The organism is Pseudoalteromonas rhizosphaerae, assembly GCF_028885455.1.
GTDB classification, from domain to species: Bacteria; Pseudomonadota; Gammaproteobacteria; order Enterobacterales; family Alteromonadaceae; genus Pseudoalteromonas; species Pseudoalteromonas rhizosphaerae.
On the sequence record NZ_CP118496.1, the window covers coordinates 4,004,301 to 4,025,133 of the forward strand.

Genomic DNA, 20,833 nt, shown 5'->3' on the forward strand with positions numbered 1-20,833 from the left:
ACACCACCCATCATGCGGGTCCGCAATGGGCGGTTCATCTCCCGTAGTGAATATTGATCCAAATATCTCTTAATGACGCTAAACCTTGTGACGCTAGATAGTCATTGCCTATCGCAATGTTAATTCCTTTTGTTTTTGAGCTTCTACAAGGACCTTTACTGGTGATACCACATGCAATGGCGAGTCGTTCGCTAACACCCAATTTCATTAAACTGCGTACTTTGGTGCGAGGTTTACGCCATTGCCGCCAGTAGCACATTCTTATCCTACGGCGGATCCAGTGATCTAAATCCACCGTTAGCTGATAAGCGTTGGCTATTAGGTAGTAGTGTCCCCAGCCGCGCAAATACTGTGTGAGTTTATGAATTTGTAGGGTCATTGAGATCCCCCAGTTGCGGTTAGTGAGCTCCCTGACATTTGCTTTAAATTTCTTTAGCGCCTGTTCGTGGATCTGCACTTGACCGTAGCGGAAGGTAAACCCGAGAAATTTCGAGCCTGATACTGGACCGACCCGACTTTTCGATTCATTCACTTTGAGTTTTAATCGCTTAGTGATGAACGCAGTAATTTCCCGTTGGATTATTAGTCCTTCGCTTTTGGTTTTTACTAAAATGATTATGTCATCAGCGTAACGGGCAAACTTAAGGTGTTTGTAGGCTAGCTTCTTATCTAATTCATCGAGTAAAATATTGGAAAGTAAAGGGGATAATGGCCCACCTTGAGGGACTCCTTTGGTTGACTCAAACCACAGACCTGTTTCGCACTCTGCTACTCCCACTCGTAGGTATTTACCGAGTAGGCGCATGAGTGCTTTGTCTTTGATTTTACGACCAACACGATTCATTAGCATGTCATGGTTTACTTCATCAAAGAACTTAGACAAGTCGATATCAACCGCTGTTTTATAACCTTGTTTAACACAAAATTGAACATGGTTCACTGCTTGACTGGCTCTTTTATGAGGACGATAACCATAACTATGTGGTGAAAATTGAGTCTCAAAGTAAGGGCTGATCACTTGAGCAATGGCTTGTTGGATCACTCTGTCGATAACAGAAGGGATCCCAAGCATTCGCTCACCGCCATCGGGTTTGGGTATCATCACGCGTTTGACTGGCAAGGGTTGATAAGTGCCGTTAAGTAATTGTTGTTTAATACTCAGCCAATGTAACTTAGCGAAGTGATTAAACTCTTCAATACTCATATTATCAATACCCGCAGCCCCTTTATTGCGCTTAACATGTTGCCATGCTGCACCAATATTGTGGTTGCTTAGTACCCTTGCCATCAGGTCATGATCTGTTTGGCTATATTCATTCGAGGTATTATTCACAGTAGAACGCTGTTCATCACTATCGCAACACGGTGATCTATGTGAATTCAAGTTCATTTGTAGTATCTCCTCTGGTTAAGATGTTCAGGCCTTCACCGTGTCCCCTCCATTACGATGGGCGTTTGGCTACTATGCCGTCTGCTGACTTCTGATAAATCACTCTAGCGATTACTCGATAAAGCGCGTCTAAACTAACGCTTGTTTACTGCTATTTCGCTCGCTGTAGGTCGCAGCAACCAAAGCGCCAAGGGTTGATCAACCAGTCCCTAACTGGTAATCTCCAAGCGTTAGCGCGGATGCGTGTTTATCAGATCTCCCCGAATAAGGTGCATCGACTTTCTCTGCACAACTGCATCATTTACGGTGGCCGTTAGATCACATGACTTCGCTATCTTGTGCTAGCTCGTCTTCAGCCTACGCCTCATATGATGTTTTTGTTCATCAGCTCGCAGATTTGCTAGCGGCTTCCTCCAGACTATCTCTCGCGATTTAGCCCTTGCCATTCGCTAGTAGTTATCGTTTAATAACAGTATGTTATTTAAACGGTGATCTTCTACAGAGGACTTTCACCTCATAAGTCAATGCCCATGTCGGGCGTACACAAATGCATGTTGCGTAAACCACTGCGTGGTTTGGACGGTTTTCCGCTCGTACCTCGCTACAAACCGCCGCAAATGCAAGGCGTTATAGGGCTCAGAATGGGCATGATTGAGAGAAATCAAGAGAATCGAGTTCCATTTGAGAGGGTGGGCAAGGAGCTCGGTGTCAGGCTTGCTCATGATTGTAATGGTCTAATGAAACTGGAGAGGTTTATAGCGTAAAATGAGCTAAACCAAAAAGGTATCACTATGACCAGAAAATCAAAAGTAACACTCAGTGCACAACAAAAACTTGAATATGCCAAATTAATGGTAGAAGAAGGTTATACCAATAAGCAAATTGAAGAGATGTCTGGCGCAGGAAAGTCAGCAGTATCACGTTGGAAGCAACAATATCTATCTGAGCTAGATGGTAAGAGCCCGGGAAATGTACAAGCACTAACACCTGAGCAGCAACGTATTCAATTGCTAGAGAAGCAGCTACAGCGCGCTTTAAGGGATAATGATATATTAAAAAAAGCCACCGCTTTCTTCATTCGCGACAATCAAAATTTAAAGTAATTAAAGCGTTGAAGAAAGCGACCCCAAGCTATACGGTATCTGAGTTGTGTCGTGCTTTAGAAGTCAGTACAAGTAGTTATTACTATGCGCCAGTCACGCCAAATAAGTCAGAGCAGGCACTGCTGGCGTTAATTGAATCTATCGCTGACGATTCCGGTTATACGTATGGTAGACGCAGAGTGCACGTTGAATTGAATGCGTTAAATCATACGATTGGAATATATAAAACAGCGGCACTGATGAAAAAGTTGAATATAAAAGCCATCAGGCCGAAGAAAAAACATTACTACCCTAATTCAGGTGATGAACATAAGTACGCACAGAACCTCTTAAAACGAGAGTTTAACCCTGATTCACATAACACGCATTGGGTCGGTGATATTACCTATATTAGGAATCACCAAGGGTGGAGTTACTTGGCCTGTGTGTTAGATTTATCAACGAGGGAAGTTGTAGGGTATGCCTTATCAACAAGCCCAAATGCTGAATTGGCTATAGCAGCATTGAATAATGCTATTAAGCGTCAACAGCCGGTTTTTAATCAACTGATGTTTCATTCCGATCAAGGGTGTCAGTATTCTGCGGCCTCGTTTAGAGCTCGGTTATCACAACTAACTATAACACAAAGTATGAGTCGTCGAGGTAATTGTTGGGATAATGCAGTAATGGAGCGATTTTTTAGAAGTTTAAAAACAGAGCGACTGAATCGCCTGTCATTTATAAATCATCATTCAGTTATAAGTGAGGTGGACAGTTATATTCAGTTTTACAATTACAAACGTAGGCATTCTACGCTTAATTATATGACGCCACATCAGAAATATAATGAATTAAAAAATGCCGCTTAGAATCTCTACAGAATTTGTTGACCATTACAGATACCCACTATGACGCTCTCAATTACGAATATTCCGTCATTTTTGGTTCGGACATTCATCGTCTAGATTTTCAGCCGATCGAGCCTGGGGTCTATAAAGTCACAAAATATGTGGAGTCCTACCCTTTTCTCCCTCGGCTGTTTCGCCTTCTACAGAACAATGTGCCTGGGTTCCCTGTTGTTGCAACGATAAAGCATCAGGCCTTAACTGAGCTGCCCATGAGTTTAGAGTCAAAAGAGCTAACCTTTAAGATAAAGGAGTTGGTTCGCAATGCGCTATAACAAGGCCAAGCAGGCTAGGGACGCGCTTATAGCGCGCCCCTGTTGGCAACGTTGGTATGACTCCCACTGTCAAGTTAAACACACAGATCCTTGCCTAACTTTTTAAGCCATAATTACTTCAGCTCGAATTAGAGCGAGTTAATACATAGGATGAAGCAAGTAATTTCGTCGGTTATCTTGCTGATATGACTACAGGCGTCCTGCCTTTCGTGAATCAGCTGCGCTGTTCAAAATTGTTCCTGACAATTTTGTCGTTGGTTATTACTATTTCTAGTAACAGAGCAGACCTTACTTATTTCGTCGTGGCACCTGTCTTCAGTCTATGTTCGTGGTTCAATGCAGCGTTAGCTGCATTGCCATCCTAAAGCTTCCGCGTCCTGCTCACGCCCCTTACCTACATCCATGTAGGCAACGCCGTCGGTGGTTGTGCCACACCCGATGCTTGATCCCATGCATTAACTCTAATTCGTTTATCATGCGGGTACTCTTGCCAATCTAAGTTTTGTATTCACTGTTACCAGCAATGCAAAAATGATCCACTTCAACAATTGAAATCTGATCCAGTTAACTTAACACTGGTGCTTTTGGATAAGCACCATGATTTCAAAAGAAGAGTTCATGAAAATAAAAGTCTTAGCCATGCAAGGCATGTCTCAACGAGCCATCGCTAAACAATTGGGCATATCGCGCAACACCGTTAAAAAATACCTTCAAGGTGACTTTGACGAGCCGCATTATGCTACTCGTAAAACGGGTATTTCAAAATTAGAGGCATTTAAACCGTATTTACATTCTCGATTAGCTAAAGCCGCTCCAATACATTTATCAGCCGTTGTTTTACTCAGAGAAATTAAAGAGCAAGGCTATACCGGAGAAATATCGTTACTACGCCAGTACTTGTATCAATATCGAGGTAGCGTTGAACCCCAACCCATTATTCGCTTTGAAACAGAAGCGGGCAAACAAATGCAAGTTGATTGGGGCCAAATGCGAGGTGGGAAATCACCACTGCACGCCTTTGTCGCTGTTTTAGGCTTCAGCCGTGCATTGTTTGTCGCAATCACTGATAACATGCGCTATGAAACACTCGAAGCGTGTCATCGCCAAGCCTTTGAGTATTTCCAAGGCATTCCACAGCAAGTGTGGTATGACAATATGAAAACAGTGGTAATAGAGCGTGATGCTTACGGTGAAGGCAAACATCGCTTTAATCAATGCTTTTATCAATTTAGTAAAGAAATGGGGTTCATTCCAAAGCTCTGTAAACCCTACCGCCCACAAACAAAAGGGAAAGTAGAGCGAATGGTGCGCTATGTGCGCGATAACTTTTATCAGCCATTAGCCACTAAATTATTTGCCCTTGAACTTACTTTGGACGTTGAAACAGCCAATGTTGAAGTCATTAACTGGTTGAACACAGTGGCTAACCAGCGCATTCACGACACAATAAAAGTAAAGCCCGCAGATAGATTAAAAGAAGAGCAAGCGTACCTACAACCTTTACCCCCGCTCCAACCTGTTGCACCACCACAGCCGGCAGAAGTGGCTATACCTGTATTTGATATGTCCTTCGAGACTCACCCGTTACATCATGACTTAAACATTTACGCGCAATTCTCGGAGGCACTATGAACTTGCAACTCGCACGCTTACATGAACTAACGGAGGAGCTGCAACTCGCCGGTGTTGAAACAAATGCAACAGCGCTAGCGCAGCAAGCAGCAAAAGAGGAATGGGATTATTTACAGTTCTTAGAGCGCGTACTGCAAGGTGAGCAGGCGTACCGGCACCAACGTAAACAGGTTATGTTTACGCGTATGGCTGGATTTGCGTCATTAAAATCGCTTGAGGAGTTTGACTTTACGTTTGCCACCGGTGTGCCCAAAAAACAAGTTAACGAGCTTGCCACACTCTCGTTTATTGAACGAAAAGAAAACGTCGTTCTGCTCGGGCCATCAGGTGTAGGCAAAACACATATTGCCAGTGCGCTAGGTTACAAGGCAGTGCAAGCAGGCTTAAAAACCCGCTTTATTAGCGCGTCTGATTTAATATTGCAATTAACCACAGCGCAACGTCAAGATAAGTATAAACAAGTGATGCAGCGCTCAGTTCTGGCACCCAGGCTACTAATAATTGATGAAATAGGCTATTTACCGTTTAGTGCTCAGGAATCTAAATTATTGTTTGATGTCATTGCAAAGCGTTATGAAAAAGGAGCGGTCATACTCACCAGTAACCTCCCATTTGGACAATGGGGGAGCATTTTTGCGAATGACACAGCGTTAACATCAGCGATGTTAGATAGAATTTTACACCACTCACATATTGTTCAAATTAAGGGGGAAAGTTATAGGATCAAAGAAAAGAAACAAGCCGGATTAATGGAAAACCTTAATAAATAGTGGATCATTATTCAAATGGTGGAGTGGATCACTTTTCGGTTGTTGTTGACATTCACTGGCGTAAGCACCACTTCTTTAGCAATGGCCCATATGTACGCAATCATTTCTCGGGCAATTGCGGTGACAACCAGGTTGTAGTGTTTCCCTTTGGCTATCATTTTTTTATAGCGCTTGCAGAGCCTAAGTTGTGCTTTCCACGCAATATCAATAATGTCCTTTGATAAACCTTCTTGTCGTTTTTGCATATCTGTCGATATATTTGCTGCATAGCGATAAGTGTGCGCGCCTTCAACAAGGAGGCGTCTTGCTCGGCCATTTCCGCATTTTGTGATAGCGCCAATATGGCGTTTGCCACCACTCGAGTGTTCACTGGGTACAAGACCGAGATAACTCATTAATTTACGGGGATGATCGAAGCGCGTTAAATCGCCAAGCTCAGCAACAACACCGGTGGCGACCAACAAACGAACACCTCGCATTGCTTGTATTGCTTTAACAACGGGATAATAACGCCATTGATGGACGTGATGTGTAAGTTCATTATCTAATCGTTCAAGTCGGCTTATTCGCTCGGTAATTGTTTGTAAAAACTCTTATAAGACGATGTGCTGTGCTGGGTGTGGAAGCACAAGCTCAGTGAGCCAACGTAAATGTTTTTGTGACCAATTTGCAGTGCCTTTGTAATTAATATTATTACGAAGCAGCAGTGCTTTTAATTGATATTTAGCATCTTTTAAATCTTTCATGGCTACTTCGCGTGCGCGAGATAAATCACGTACAGCTTCATCTTCAGGCTCGGGAACATAGATAGGTGTTAAATCTTCAGATTTAAGTAATTTAGCGAGCTTAAGGGCATCACGTTTATCGGTTTTAATCTTCTCGCCTGGTTTTTTAGGAATAAGAGACGGGGCAACCACATAACAGCAATGGCCAAGGCTTGTGATTAATCTGTAAATCCACAAATTTATAGGGAATAAATTTGAACCGCGTAGCGGGCTTTAGTGAGTATCAGGGACGATACGAATAATAACCACAAGGGCCTGCTTCATAAACAAAGTGTAGCGTTGCGCCAGGGTATTTAGATTCAAACTGACGAACAAGCTTTTGAACGGCAATTTTGGAAGACGAAACTCGACCAAGGTGAACAGGTTGTGCACCTCTATGTTCTTCAATATAGGCGACTTCATTGAATTCTTTATGTGTATCAAGTCCGATAAAAAGTATGCTATGTTTATTCATGTTAGCCTCTGCTGTTTAGTTAATTGACAAACTAATTATGGCTCTGGCTTTGAATTAAGCTAACCCACGAAAAGCGGAGGCTAACACCGTGTGGGAGTCATTATGTCTATGCACCTTAAATTTGAGCTCAGAGGAAGTAAATGTCATTTATAAGTAGTTTTAAGAACATGGAAAATAAATTTGCATGGTCATTCTTAGGTTTTTTAATGGCGCTAATTTTTGGAGGGATCTCCCTTTATTTAGGGTTTGTAAAAGAAACTAAGCCTGACCTAAATTTTGTGGTAACTGCCGATTCAAGTGTTCTAGATATAAAAGAAAAACTTGGCAGTTTAGATGTGTTGTATGAAGGTGAAAGCTTAAGTAAAAGAAAACAAGATTTAAGGTTTATTACATTTAAAGTAATTAACCAAGGCGATTCTTCTATTCTATCAAATCTTTATGATATTAATTACCCTGTAGGTTTTACTGTAATAAACGGTGAGCTAGCAGATGACCCTAAACTACTTAGCGCAAGCAATACTTATTTAAAAGAAAAGTTAATCACAACTAAAAAGAGTAATACGAGCGTTTCATTTTCAAATGTAATACTTGAACCTAATGAATTCTTTGAAATAAAAATACTCGTATTACATGAAGTCGGAAAAGAGCCGTCGATTGAAGCTTTTGGAAAAATAGCGACAATCAATGCAATCAAAGTATTACGAGATTTTTCTCCTGTAAATGAACAAACTTTTGTTGAAAAAACATTCGGGGGAGGAGTTTATGCAAATGTAACTAGATTAATTACTTATGGCCTTATATTTATTTTTGGGATTATTGGACTTATTACGGTAGAGGAGAAAGTAAGTGATCGTCGTGAAAAAATCAGAAAGTTAAAACTAGTCCGTACTTTTAAAGATTATGATAGTGATAAGATCACTGAAAAGGATGATATGTTCTTTGATTATTACATGTCTAATAATGCTCGGAAATTGAAAGATATACATTACATAATGAGCACCCCAGAACTACTTTCAGACTTATCAGAAGATATTGAAATAGGCGAAAAATATGACGTATACAAACCCAAAGGCCTATTTGAAGAGTTAAAAAGTGAAGGGTTTATTCAAATCGATAATGAATTAGTAATCGTGGATGAACAAAGGTTGTCAGTGCTCAATGATTTTATAAATTATTTAAAAAGAAAAGGTGAATTTAAACGCTCAAGATATATTTGGGATCATGATGATTCGCCAATTAAAGTAACAGGTGAAGTTAAGGTAATAGGTGACGGTGCATAATCGGGTAGCCGGAGGTCTCTAACCTCCAGCCCCCACACCACCCATCATGCGGGTCCGCAATGGGCGGTTCACTCCCGTAATGGATATTGATCCAAATATCTTTCAATGACACTAAACCTTGTGACGCTAAATAGTCATTACCTAGCGCAATGTTAATTCCTTTTGTTTTGAGCTTCGACAAGGGCCTTCGCTTCCAAGCGCCTACTTTTGTACTCGTGATACCACAGGCTATGGAGAGTCGTTCGCTAACACCCAATTTCATTAAACTGCGTACTTTAGTGCGTGCTATTCCTTTTATAAAGAGCGTCATTGCCGCCAGTAGCACATTCTTATCCTGCGGCGGATCCAATCATCTAAATCCACCGTTAGCTGATAAGCATTGGTTATTAGGTAGTAGTGTCCCCAGCCGCGTAAATACTTCTTGGGTCCAGCATCTGTATGACTCTAAAGCGCAGCGTCTCTGAACCTCTTTGTGAATAATTCAATAAAAGATTTTTTGCACAAAGAGCAGAGAAAGAGAAGTAAATTAGGATTATCTTAAAGGCTAATACTAGCATGCGTAAAACACGATGCATTAATAAAGGTAAGCTGCTACCTCTCCAAATAAGCCACTTAAACACCTGTCATAACTTCCAAAACGCCCATTAAAGCAACAGTAAATCCTCTTTTTATATTTTACGTAAAAGTCAGTTGTCGATTGAATCAAAATAGGAACTCAGCTATGGTTAATGCATCAATAAAAATAAATTAAAAACGAGTTATTCTACAGCCTCGTTATATGCCTAGGGAAGATCGGTGCCTAAAATTTTAATCGAAGGCTTTGAAAAATTGAATAAAGTCGCTATGAGTAAGGCTATAAACTCAAATACGCAATTTAATCTCAAAGAGTCCAAGGCAATCACTGATAAGTTGTTAGCTAATGGTATTGTAGAGATACCGATAGAGGCATCATTCAATATTGTGGGTTTGTTATCTGCGTTGAATTCAGCAAATGCAAACGTAAAGTTTGCAGAGTAATCGGCATATAACAAATGAATAATGTCGTTCGTAAACTCACTGGGAATTTTACTCGCTGGCCTTCGGCCAAAGCGCTCCTAAAATCCACATATTCAAAGCGTTATATGCAACCAACATGAAATTTAGTGCCGAAGATTACAATGTTCTGAGTTACATTCTCAAACAGAATTTAATTTCTTATGATCAGGCTATTGCATGGGCGTACGCTCAATATACTGACCACGGAATTGATCCGTTTGTTGAAAAGTTGTCCTTGGCATCAGATGTCGCCGAAATAATCCGATTTATTAGCAATACTTACCAAGTCTACGGTGAGCCGAGTAATGAATTTTTAGCTGGGGAAGCTGCGAAAGCATATTCAGAAGACAAGCAGTCTTTGTATGCAGCAATATCCCGTATTTTGTTTGATCTTGATTTGGAATTACCTGAAGAAGAGAGGCAAGAACTATATATAGCGGAAGATTATTTTGGCTGGCACGATTCTGCAGAGTCTCAAGCTATTGTGCATGCTATGCCCGTGCTTGATAAATATAGGCCCATATATGAGCACGCTGTTGCAAAGTTCAGCATATAATCGGGTAGCCGGAGTTCTCTAACCTCAAGCCCTCACACCACCCATCATGCGCTTTTCATTAGCAAAAAGTGCAATGGGCGGTTCATCTCCCGTAATGAATATTGATCCAAATATCTCTCAATGACACTAAACCTTGTAACGCTAAATAGTTATTGCTCAGCGCAATGTTAATTCCTTTTGTTTTTGAGCTTCGACAAGGGTCTTCGCTTCCAAACGCCTACTTTTGGTGCTGGTGATACCACATGCTACGGCGAGTCGTTCGTTTACACCCAATTTCATTAAACTGCGTACTGCGCGAGGTAAACTCGCGCCTACGAGTCACTCCCCTAACACCTAGTTACCTAGCTCCTAAAACCTTTTTGTAATTGGGCTTCGTTACCCTCACCCCAACTACAATCGCTTGATTTATCACCAAGCAATCTTACAACTTATGACTTACCGCTTAAAGCTGCAATCAAAACACCATCGCCTTACCGCGCCCTGACGCTTCTGAGCCGGCATCTAGTTTGCCATCACGTTCGATGATCACATGCATATCACCAAAATGGCGCTCGTCTAAGGTGTAGCCCATTTTCTCTAGTGCTTTAACAACGCTTGCATCTAACCCTGCATGATGACGTATGACATTTTTAGGCCAAAGTTGATGATGAAAACGCGGGCTATTTACCACTTCATCGGCGCTCATATTAAATTCAACCGCGTTTAAAATAGATTCGTACACCGAGCTTATTATGGTGGTGCCGCCAGGTGAGCCGGTAACCATTTTAACTTTATTGCCTTTGAGTAAGATAGTTGGCGTCATTGAACTAAGCATACGCTTATGCGGCTGGATTTCATTGGCTTTACCACCGAGCGCGCCAAATACATTCATCACCCCTGGTTTGGCACTAAAGTCATCCATTTCATCGTTAAGCAAAAAGCCCGCGCCAGCAACGACTACACCACTGCCATAACCTAAATTAATGGTGGTGGTATTCGATACTGCATTACCCCATTTATCAACTATAGAAAAATGCGTGGTTTGTTCGCTTTCATATAACCCTGGTTTAATGTTTTCAGTCGTCGATATTTTATCGAGTGTGATGCTGCTACTGCGCTTTTTAAGATAATCCATGGCGATTAATTCGCTCTTTGGCACGTCAAAAAAGTCTGGATCACCTAAGTACTCTGCTCTATCAGCAAATACGCGTTTGCCAATTTCTGCTAATAAATGAATATATGCTGTGGAGTTGTTCTCAAGCCCTGCTTTGGGTTTAGTCAGCTCGTACATTTTTAACCATTGTATTATTGCAATACCGCCGGAGCTTGGTGGTGGTGATGTGAGTACTTGGTAACCGTTCCAAGCGGCTTTCATCGGGGTACGTGATTTTGCTTGATAGGCTTTTAAATCCGCTTGCGTAATGATCCCGCCATTTTCAGCCATAAAATCGGCAATGATTTTAGCAGTTTCTCCTTCATAAAATCCTGCCTTACCTTGCTCGCGAATACGTTTTAACGTGGCTGCAAGCTCAGGTTGCTTAAAGTTTTGATTCGCTTTAGCGCTGGCAAAATAATCAGCAAAGTTAATTGTTACGTCTTTTTTAGCCATGCGGGCAATGTAGCGCTCAATACTGCTGGCTAATTTCGGGTGAACAATAAAACCCTGTTCGGCTAACTTTACTGCAGGCTCAACAAGGGTTTTCCAATCAAGTGTGCCGTGTTTTTGATGAGCAAGCCACATACCCGCCACACTACCGGGTACCCCACTGGCGTGAATGCCGTATATCGATTTATTTGCAACCACATTACCTTTGTCATCCAAATACATATCGCGATGAGCGGCAATTGGAGCTGTTTCGCGGTAATCTATAAAGTCGCCTTGCCCGTCTTTTTGGATCAGCATAAAACCACCACCGCCAATGTTTCCCGCTTCAGGCAAAGTAACGGCTAATACAAATTGCGCAGCAATGGCTGCATCAACCGCGTTACCGCCCTGCTCCAAAATGGCTCTTGCTACGTCACTACTGTAACTATCGGGCATAGCCACTGCTGCTTGAGCTGTTTTGCCACTAGCTGCCAATGCCATTATGTGTAACTGCATTACAATGACACTAAAAATCAGTAAATGTTTTACACCTGCAAACATATTTAATTCCTTGTTGACTTTATTTTTTGATTATTTTATTAACCCCATTAATACACATTCAGTTAACAAGGGTCAAACTACAATGAACAACTTTACACAAATTTTCGATATAACACGGCTGGTAACTCGCCGAACTCGTCGCTATGGGTATAGTGTTCAATAAACTGCAGACCCAGCTTTTCCATCACTTTAATCGAGCCGTTATTGTCTTTTAGTGCAGTGGCGCTAAGTGCCTTGATCTCAGCATTGGCGGTGATCACATCGGCAACGGCTTGCGCGGCTTCACTGGCGTAACCTTTACCCCAACTTGTGCGTTTAAAACGCCAGCCAATTTCAATATCACTAAAATCCGGCTCTGCAGTAAAAAACCCCATTGGCCGAATTAATATCCAACCAATAAAGCTGTCATTATCATTAAGGTTAACTTGCCAAAGCCCCCAGCCCTGTTGTGGATTGCGGTAGGCTTGCATGCGCGGAATAAAAACGTCTTTGATGGTGCTCATGGTCGTCGTCTTGCCACGAGTAAGGTACTCCATAACCTGTGGGTCGTTATCGAGTTCAAACAGTAGCGCACTGTCATTTTCATCCATTAATTTAAAATTAAGTCGTGCTGTTCGAGGTATATTCATTTTCTAGCCTGTATATTGCTTGTTTTAAGATTGCCATCAATACTGTACCAGAGGAAATATTCCTCGGGACATCATTATTATACAAAGGAACAAATATGAACAAATTAGCAAGTTTAGTTTTATTAGGCTGTGTAGCACTAACCGGTTGCGAAGACGCCAGCGAAGCAAAAAAAGAAGCGGCTGAAGCAAAAGCTGAGGTTAAAAAAGCACTTAATGATGCATGGGATGAAGTAAAAGAAACCAGCAATCAATTTAAAGGTGAATCACTTGATGAGCTACTGCAAGAAAGTAAAAAACTTGGCCTTGATATGTATGATGATGGCAAAGAGGTGGCTTTAGATGCCTGGCTTGAAAGTAAAGAAGCAGCAGGCGAGTTAACCGAAAAAACCAAGCAAAAAGCCCAACAGCTCGTTGAAGAATTACAAGCCGCACGTGAAGAACATGACAAAGAAAGTAATAACTAACCCCCTGCACTTTAAACTGCTATTTTTATAGTTCGCTGCATTACTGAATTTCTCGTCAGAGTTGATGTTAACACCTATTTTATCTGATTAGGCTGCTATTAGGGCAGCCTACATTCGCAATATAATTAGATCAGCTCGGCTGATCGTACGGGTTGTTTTCAAGTTACCTACCACACTTACCTCATTTTAAAAAATACATATATAAAATCAAAATGATACTGTTAAACTGTCGATAATTCACATATTTACTCCTATACTCTAGCTGAAATCAACATACTAAAAACTTAGGATACACAATGAAAAAACTTCCTCTCGCAATTGCTTTATGTGCTGTATGCGCACCTGCGAGCTCATTTGCAGAAGTGCGTATTAATGGTTTTGCCTCTATTGTTGGTGGCAAAACATTGGATGATAATACAACTCGATACGGGTACGACAACGACATTTCATTTAAAAATGAAAGCGTTTTTGCTTTACAATTATCGGCTGATTTACAAGATAAGCTCAGTGCAACTGCACAAATTGTAGCCCGTGGTAACAATAGCTTTGATGCCGAATTTGAATGGGCTTATTTAACATACGAATTTACCGATGAGCTGCAACTCAGTGCGGGTAAAATGCGTGTGCCTTTTTATCGCTACTCTGACTTCTTAGATGTTGGCTATGCTTATCGCTGGGTAAGACCACCGCAGTCTGTTTATAGTATTCCATTTTCTACCTATGAAGGCTTGAGCCTACTGCACACTTCACAAATAGGAGATTGGGATTCAACCTTACAAGTCATTTATGGTGGCTTTGATGGTGACATTGCAGCAGTTACAAACAATGATGAAGCCAAACTAAACGACATCGCAGGGGTTAACTGGACTCTATCGTATGATTGGTTTAGTGTTCGCGCTGCTTACTTAGTCGCTGAAACCTCTATTGATTTAAGCAATGGTGAAGCTGGCGGACAAGCTATTAATGGCCTTGAACAATTACTGCGCGACAACGGCCTAATAACTCAAGCTGATGATATTGCTATAAATGAAGATGACGGTACATTTATTGGTGTGGGTTTTTCGATTGACTATAACAACATATTATTTGATGCCGAATATACACAGTTTGAAGTTGAAAAAAGTATCTTAGCAAAACAATCACAATATTATGCGTCGATTGGTTATCGTATGGATGAGTGGATCGTTCATTTTACCTATGAAGATAATGACGACAAACATGACAAATCTCGCTTTGATCAATTAACCCAAGTGCCTCCTCTCAATAATGGGATTAATCAGGCACTCGATGGTGTTCGTGCACAAAGTAATGTATACACTATCGGAACTCGTTACGACTTTCACCCATCTGCGGCACTAAAAGTTGATTTTAGCCGTTTTAATGATGATATCTCAGATACTGAAACGGATGTTATTGCCGTTGCTGTTGATTTGGTTTTTTAAGGGGATGGTTATGAAAAAACTAATTTTAGCGGGTCTTATGTCTGCCTGTTCATTTAGTGCGTTTGCAGGCGTTACTGTGATCGTAAATACAGGTAATGCCAACGCGATAGACCAAGATGAAATCAAAAAAATCTACCTTGGCAAAAGCAAGTCATTCGCGGATGGTGTGAAAGTAAATCCAGTAAATCAAAACGGCAACAGTATTGCTGATGAGTTCAATGACAAAGTGGTTGGTAAATCAAGTAGCCAACTTAATGCCTATTGGTCAAAATTGGTTTTTACTGGTAAAGGTACACCGCCAGAAAAACTAGATAATGACCAAGCGGTGATCGACTTTGTTTCGAGTAATGCCGATGCTATTGGCTATATTGATAGCAGTAAAGTCAGTGATGCAGTGAAAGTAATCGCAACTTTCTAGCTGTTATAACTTAAATAAAAAACGCCTTGTGGTATCTAACCACAAGGCGTTTTTTATTATAACTACAAGGTTATTCGACTTTAAATTTAGCCGTCGCATCCAATAGATTATCAGACAAGTAATGTAAGTTCTTCGCCACATCACGAACTGCAGTAAGCGAAGCCATAGTATCTTCGAATGATGTATGCATATTAGATACATTTTCGACCACCATTGCCGCAACTGATGTTTGCTCTTCAGTGGCTGCTGCAATTTGTGAGTTCATACCATTAATTTCAAGCATTTGCTCTGCAATTTTTTCAATTGAAATACCTGTATTTTCTGCCGCTGTTGCATTATTACTGGCCATATCACGCGCCGATGTCATAGCGCTAACCGACTCGTTTGCAGCACTGGTTAAGGTGTTTAATAATTCACGAATTTCATTGGTTGATTTAGCCGTACGCGATGCCAACTCTCTGACTTCATCAGCAACCACAGCGAAACCACGTCCTTGTTCACCCGCTCGCGCAGCTTCTATAGCAGCATTAAGTGCTAACAAGTTGGTTTGCTCTGCAATCGAAGTGATCACATTAAGTATCTGAGTTACATTTTTTGTATCATCCGCTAGCTTGTTAATCGTCGAAGCGGCACGATTAATTTCAGCGCTTAACGTCTGAGATTCAGTGACCGATGTTCGGATCTGTGAACGGCTTTGTTCCACTTCTTGCTCAGCCGTTTGCGCTGCACGTGAGGCACTTGCTGCCGAATGTGAAATGTCTCCTACACTTTGCTTCATTTCTTCCATCGACTGTTTAACTATTTCAGCATCTGCGGTTTGCTTGCTGGTCGCATTTTCTGCTTGTTCCATGCCTTGCACTAAGCGCGTTGAGTTTTCCATCAAGGGTTCACACACCGCCATTACTTCGAGTACCGACTCTCTTAACAAGGCTATAAATGTATTGAAGTTAATTGCAACTTGGCCGATTTCATCTTCACTACGAACTGTAAGCTGCGTGCTAAGAGAGCCTTTCCCCTCACCTAATAAGCGTAAATTGCCAGCCGCATCACTGGCGGCGGCAGCAATTCCACGAGCAATCCAAATAGCCATAAATAATAGTAATAACAATGAAACAGATGACACAACCAGCATTAACGTTAATGCATGATCAGAGCGTGACTTGGTATTTTTTACCAACTCAAAAAAGCGCGCATCAGCACGTTGCTGAGCAGCTTTAAGACTTTGCAACACCGAGTTATACATATTGGTTTTAGATTGTGCTTGCTGCTGGATTTTACTAAAATCAGCAGTTCCACTGATCATATCGTTAGCAATTTTTGTTGATATAGCAGCGTATTCGGTTAACTGTGTGCGTGTTTGCCTATCAATGTAGGTACTATTAATATTATTTATTGCGTCAAGGTTCTCAGTTAATGCTGTCAGCGTCTCTTTTGCTTTATCAACAATATCTTGTTCGCCAAATGTAACTGCTTGTGTATAAAGCTCATCTAATTTTTCAAGTAACCCGACGTTCGCTGATGTTAGTTTTACCACTTGATAAGATGTTTTTTCAAGTTCGTCTAATGAGCCCCGATTGTCCACCATCGAAATATAATTGATTAATACAATAACCACAAAAGCGATAACAGCAATACTCGTGATAGCGTGAATTTTTTTACTTATGCTTAGGTCCTGAAAAGACAAACTTGAAGCCATGCGATCTACCTTATTATTTAACTATGTGTATTATCGGCCTATTAGTTATAAGTGTTAACTATATTTTTAATTTATCTAGCTTTATTGCCATAAAAGTTCACAAAAGGCACAAAAAATATATCAATCGCCCGATAAAAACTAGATAACTAGAGCAATCTGTTGTTTTTGTGCTTGCAAGGTTATTATTTGAGCACACAATAACTAACTAATATTAACAATATATACTCTCTTTATTTCAATATAGCAGAACTTATCGTTAAAAGAGCTGAAATATGGCTACACTATGTTGGAAATATCAACAAATATTACATCACCTTGACTATAAAAAACGTGTTACTCAATAACTCAACAAATTAAGATGCGAAATACGCAAATATCTTAGTTCTAACTTCATTTTGAGTTACAAGGCTTAATAGATTATTTAATCAGCATTCAAGTTAAGTAATTCATAACCTGCCAGTACATCGCTTAGCTCTGCATCAATAGAGCTTTGCCTTAGCACATGAAACTCTTTACCGAGATTGTCTAATAATTCTTCTATGTTTTTTTCTGCACGCTGCATCGCCGCAAGCCGGCTAGCATTTTCACTGGCCAACGACTCAGCACAGGCGCGATAAAGCGAAATAAATATGTATTCGCGGATCAATGCCCGTAGTGTCATATCATTACTACCTAAAATTTCGGGTAATCGTTTTGTCGGCCAAGGGATTTGTGCTAACTCTCGTTGCCATTTTTGATCAAGCGGCAGTAATCGTTGTGATATTGGCTGATACTGAGCGCCCGATTGCATCTGATTATAAAATACATAAACACGGGCAGCGCTTGCATTAGCAAGGTGTGTTTCGCTATCAATTTGAATTTGCCCAACCAACGCGGTGATCTCATTTATGCTAGTGGGCACCGTAAAACTTTTTTCCATAGATAAACCGGCATCGGCGAGTCGTGAGTAGACTCGCTCACCCACCGCCCACACTTGCAGTTGTGTGGTCTGAGATTGCGCGCCTAAATCGGCCAGTGCTTTAATTGCAAAGTCAGCAATATCTTCATTGAACTGCCCAACTAAACCTTGATCGGAGCCAAACACAATAGCACTGACTATATTATCGCCCTGCTTATCTGTATTCGATATTGCACCCACCGCAGGTAAATTAACATCAACCGCCTGTATCGTAGCGCTTAATCCTAATTCTACCGTTCGATAGTAATCAGTTAATGAGCTGACCGATTTTTCGTATTGACTAATACTCGATGCGGCAAGCGCCTTCATCGTCCGCACAACTCCTTTTAAATCGCTGGCACTGTCGATTTTATGACGCAAATTAGCAGCGGTATTACTCATGGTTGTTCAGAGCCGTCAGCCAGCAATGGCGCATTACTATCTTCAATACTCGCCAGCGCTTGTTTTGATAGAGCAATGATATTTTGATGATCCTCGTCACTTAATGATCCTGAGGTTGCTAATCGCGTTGATAATTCAGCAGGCAAACGATTGATAATACCTCGTAAAGCATTTTTTGCTGCGCTCATTTTTGCTAATGCAATGGTATCAAATAGGCCCGAAGTCAAAGCAAGTAATAATATGATTTGTTCAGCGACTGGAAGCGGAGATGATTCTGGCTGGCGTAAACTGGCGCGAATACGGCGGCCATGTTCAATTGATTTTGCGGTATCTTGATCTAAACGCGCACCAAAGCGAGCAAATGTTTCTAGCTCTTCAAATTGTGCATAAGTCAATTTTAGGTCGCCCGCTACAGCCCGAAACGCTGCCAGTTGAGCTTTGCCGCCAACACGCGAAACAGATTTACCAACATCAACAGCGGGTAAAACACCCAATTCAAATAACGATGGAGATAAATATATTTGCCCATCGGTGATCGAAATTAAGTTGGTGGGTATGTAAGCTGAGATATTTTGTGCTTCTGTTTCAATGATAGGCAGTGCAGTAAGTGAGCCACCGCCAAGTGCTTTATTTAATTGAGTGGCGCGCTCAAGTAAACGTGAGTGAATATAAAAAATGTCGCCAGGAAATGCTTCACGCCCAGGTGGACGACGAAGCAGCAACGACAGTTCACGGTATGCGCGCGCATGTTTGGTTAAATCATCAAAAACAATCAGTACATCTTGCCCCTGTTGCATATAATATTCCGCGATACTCATCGCTGCATACGGGGCAATGTACTGTAAGCCCGCCGGTTCATTGCCTTCGGTAACCACCACCACAGTATAAGCCATTGCGCCTTGTTCACGTAAAGTCGCCACAGCCTTTGCCACACTCGAAGCCCGTTGCCCTATCGCGCAATAAACACAGATCACATTTTTATCGTGTTGATTGAGAATAGTGTCGATGGCAATCGCGGTTTTTCCGGTCTGTCGATCACCCAGAATAAGCTCCCGTTGCCCTCGTCCTATTGGGATCAAGGCATCAATAACAATCAATCCCGTTTGTAACGGCACTGTCACCGCAGCGCGATCCATTATCGCCGTTGCCGTGCGTTCGATTGGTAAATGCTGCGTGGCTTGAATAGGTAACCCATCATCTAGCACCTGACCAAGAGGATTAATAACGCGCCCCAATAACTCATTACCCACAGCGATATCCATAACATGACCGCTGCGTCGAACCTCATCACCAGCTTGTAAATGTGCGTAATCGCCAAGTAATACCACGCCTAACTCATCTATATCGACATTGAACACGATACCTCGCACATTGCCAGCAAAGATCAACATCTCTTCAAAACCGGCACTGGGTAATCCTGATACTTTGGCAATACCGGTTGCAATATTGGTAATTATACCCACCTCATACGATTTCATTTGAGGCGAAAATGCCTTACGAGCTTTTTCGATTAGAGCGAATGAGTTGTCGAAAATATTATCGAGTGTTTCGCTATGATAAGCTGTTGTTGCTTGGCGAATTAAAGCCGAAGATTGGCTGCTATTAGTTGTATTAGTAGTATTAGTTGTATTAGTTGTATTAGTTGCATCACTCATGGTGGTTTTCAATGTTAGTAATGGGTTTGCTAGTAAGTACTTTGCCTTTATCTTGCTCTTGTTCAGGCAGCTCATCGTTTGGTTTATTATCACTACTGCGCTTGGTTTTGTTGTCAGCTGCTCCCTGCTCAACAGCTTTGCCATTTTGTTTTAGCAGCGCCACAACGTCTTGTTCAAGCGACTGCAGGTAGTCAGCAATATTCCAGCCTAATTTTTGGCCATTAGTACTCAATTCAATACCACTAATAAGCTCTGCTGAGGTGGCAAACTCTAAGTCAATGTCAGCGCCAAATGTTGCTTTAATCGCTTTATCAATAGCAGCGCGCTCTGTATCAGGCAACTCAAATGCACTCGTTAATAATGCCGGTTTTTTGCTGGCTTTGAGTGCTTTTACTAGCGTCGCTTTTGCCGCTGGCTGCAACTCACTTAATTGCGCTATAAATACCTGAGTGACTTGCTGCTCTAAACTTGCGCTTGCAAGGTCGTGTAAGGTTTTGCGGGTGATAGCAAATACTTCATCGCTGGTTTTACGCCTCAGTATATTGGTCAGATGTTCAGCATCTGCGGCGATTATTGCTTGATGTTTATCATGTAATGCAGCAACGTCTTGTTCTGCCTGAGCCAGTAACTGCTGTCGTTTTGCATCAGCATCATCTTTTGCTTGCTGTAATAACGTGTCACGCTCTTGAGCAAATTGGTTATTTTTATCTTCAAATATAGCTCGCTCAGCGCTGGCCTGTTGCTGTTTTGCCGCAGCAGCATCGAGCTCATCGGCAATGCGTTGCTCACGGTCGTCAATAGCATGCAAAATAGGTTGGTAAAGATAACGTTTTAACAACCATACCAAGATCAAAAAATTAACAGCCTGTGCTGCTACAGTGAACCAGTCAATTAACATGGC

General features: G+C 41.5%; 17 protein-coding genes and 1 pseudogene. 9 read left to right on the forward strand and 9 right to left on the reverse strand.

The window, feature by feature from the left end; translation table 11 throughout:
* Nucleotides 1-34: 34 nt before the first annotated feature.
* A complete protein-coding gene (gene ltrA / locus PVK79_RS17230) occupies nt 35-1,390 on the reverse strand; it encodes a group II intron reverse transcriptase/maturase (protein ID WP_257326240.1) in 1,356 nt (451 codons plus the stop codon).
* Nucleotides 1,391-2,181: 791 nt separating this feature from the next.
* Between ltrA and PVK79_RS17235 the strand changes: the two genes are divergently transcribed.
* The 3 genes from PVK79_RS17235 (at nt 2,182) to istB (ending at nt 6,054) form a co-directional block, all read left to right on the forward strand.
* Nucleotides 2,182-3,341 (forward strand): IS3 family transposase gene (locus tag PVK79_RS17235; RefSeq protein ID WP_257324972.1). Its coding sequence is split into 2 segments (ribosomal slippage): nt 2,182-2,455 and nt 2,455-3,341, totalling 1,161 coding nucleotides; the frame shifts between segments, so codons are not numbered across the junction.
* Nucleotides 3,342-4,249: 908 nt separating this feature from the next.
* Entirely contained in the window at nt 4,250-5,284 is a 1,035-nt protein-coding gene (istA, locus tag PVK79_RS17240) for an IS21 family transposase (protein ID WP_182762801.1), read from the forward strand.
* The gene (istB, locus tag PVK79_RS17245; RefSeq protein ID WP_182762799.1) at nt 5,281-6,054 is read left to right on the forward strand and encodes an IS21-like element helper ATPase IstB; all 774 of its coding nucleotides are present in this window, start codon (nt 5,281-5,283) and stop codon (nt 6,052-6,054) included. Before istA ends, istB begins: the two co-directional genes overlap by 4 nt.
* 11 nt (nt 6,055-6,065) lie before the next feature.
* On the opposite strand, the pseudogene PVK79_RS17250 reads toward istB, so the two are convergent.
* A pseudogene (locus tag PVK79_RS17250) lies at nt 6,066-7,293 on the reverse strand (IS110 family RNA-guided transposase).
* 167 nt (nt 7,294-7,460) lie between these two features.
* On the opposite strand from PVK79_RS17250, the gene PVK79_RS17255 reads away from it, so the two are divergent.
* A complete protein-coding gene (locus tag PVK79_RS17255; protein ID WP_257326241.1) occupies nt 7,461-8,573 on the forward strand; it encodes a hypothetical protein in 1,113 nt (370 codons plus the stop codon).
* Nucleotides 8,574-8,879: 306 nt separating this feature from the next.
* Here PVK79_RS17255 and PVK79_RS23600 read toward each other — a convergent pair whose 3' ends face one another.
* On the reverse strand, nt 8,880-8,960 hold the full coding sequence (locus tag PVK79_RS23600; protein WP_425607896.1) for a hypothetical protein: 81 nt from the start codon (nt 8,958-8,960) through the stop codon (nt 8,880-8,882).
* 408 nt (nt 8,961-9,368) lie between these two features.
* On the opposite strand from PVK79_RS23600, the gene PVK79_RS17260 reads away from it, so the two are divergent.
* Together PVK79_RS17260 and PVK79_RS17265 are read left to right on the forward strand one after the other, a co-directional pair.
* Nucleotides 9,369-9,590, forward strand: coding sequence for a hypothetical protein (locus PVK79_RS17260; RefSeq protein WP_257326242.1), 222 nt, complete (start codon nt 9,369-9,371; stop codon nt 9,588-9,590).
* A gap of 115 nt (nt 9,591-9,705) precedes the next feature.
* Nucleotides 9,706-10,164, forward strand: coding sequence for a hypothetical protein (locus PVK79_RS17265; RefSeq protein ID WP_182820353.1), 459 nt, complete (start codon nt 9,706-9,708; stop codon nt 10,162-10,164).
* A gap of 454 nt (nt 10,165-10,618) precedes the next feature.
* Here PVK79_RS17265 and ggt read toward each other — a convergent pair whose 3' ends face one another.
* Both ggt and PVK79_RS17275 read right to left on the reverse strand, forming a co-directional pair.
* A complete protein-coding gene (gene ggt / locus PVK79_RS17270; RefSeq protein WP_257326243.1) occupies nt 10,619-12,289 on the reverse strand; it encodes a gamma-glutamyltransferase in 1,671 nt (556 codons plus the stop codon).
* A 92-nt stretch (nt 12,290-12,381) separates the two neighbouring features.
* Nucleotides 12,382-12,918, reverse strand: a complete 537-nt coding sequence (locus tag PVK79_RS17275; RefSeq protein ID WP_145242886.1) for a GNAT family N-acetyltransferase — start codon at nt 12,916-12,918, stop codon at nt 12,382-12,384.
* Between the two features lie 95 nt (nt 12,919-13,013).
* Between PVK79_RS17275 and PVK79_RS17280 the strand changes: the two genes are divergently transcribed.
* From PVK79_RS17280 to PVK79_RS17290, 3 genes are all read left to right on the forward strand, one after another.
* Nucleotides 13,014-13,382, forward strand: a complete 369-nt coding sequence (locus PVK79_RS17280) for a hypothetical protein (protein WP_145242884.1) — start codon at nt 13,014-13,016, stop codon at nt 13,380-13,382.
* 296 nt (nt 13,383-13,678) lie between these two features.
* Nucleotides 13,679-14,824 (forward strand): porin, encoded by a 1,146-nt coding sequence (locus tag PVK79_RS17285; protein WP_257326244.1) that lies wholly within the window; start codon nt 13,679-13,681, stop codon nt 14,822-14,824.
* A gap of 10 nt (nt 14,825-14,834) precedes the next feature.
* Nucleotides 14,835-15,242, forward strand: coding sequence for a type 2 periplasmic-binding domain-containing protein (locus PVK79_RS17290; protein ID WP_145242880.1), 408 nt, complete (start codon nt 14,835-14,837; stop codon nt 15,240-15,242).
* 70 nt (nt 15,243-15,312) lie between these two features.
* Here PVK79_RS17290 and PVK79_RS17295 read toward each other — a convergent pair whose 3' ends face one another.
* From PVK79_RS17295 to PVK79_RS17310, 4 genes are all read right to left on the reverse strand, one after another.
* On the reverse strand, nt 15,313-16,938 hold the full coding sequence (locus tag PVK79_RS17295) for a methyl-accepting chemotaxis protein (protein WP_182731043.1): 1,626 nt from the start codon (nt 16,936-16,938) through the stop codon (nt 15,313-15,315).
* 421 nt (nt 16,939-17,359) lie between these two features.
* Nucleotides 17,360-18,277, reverse strand: a complete 918-nt coding sequence (locus PVK79_RS17300; RefSeq protein WP_182731042.1) for a F0F1 ATP synthase subunit gamma — start codon at nt 18,275-18,277, stop codon at nt 17,360-17,362.
* A complete protein-coding gene (locus tag PVK79_RS17305; RefSeq protein WP_257326245.1) occupies nt 18,274-19,932 on the reverse strand; it encodes an alternate F1F0 ATPase, F1 subunit alpha in 1,659 nt (552 codons plus the stop codon). The genes PVK79_RS17300 and PVK79_RS17305 overlap by 4 nt, the downstream gene beginning before the upstream one ends.
* Entirely contained in the window at nt 19,925-20,830 is a 906-nt protein-coding gene (locus tag PVK79_RS17310; protein WP_257326246.1) for a F0F1 ATP synthase subunit B family protein, read from the reverse strand. Before PVK79_RS17310 ends, PVK79_RS17305 begins: the two co-directional genes overlap by 8 nt.
* Nucleotides 20,831-20,833: the final 3 nt, after the last annotated feature.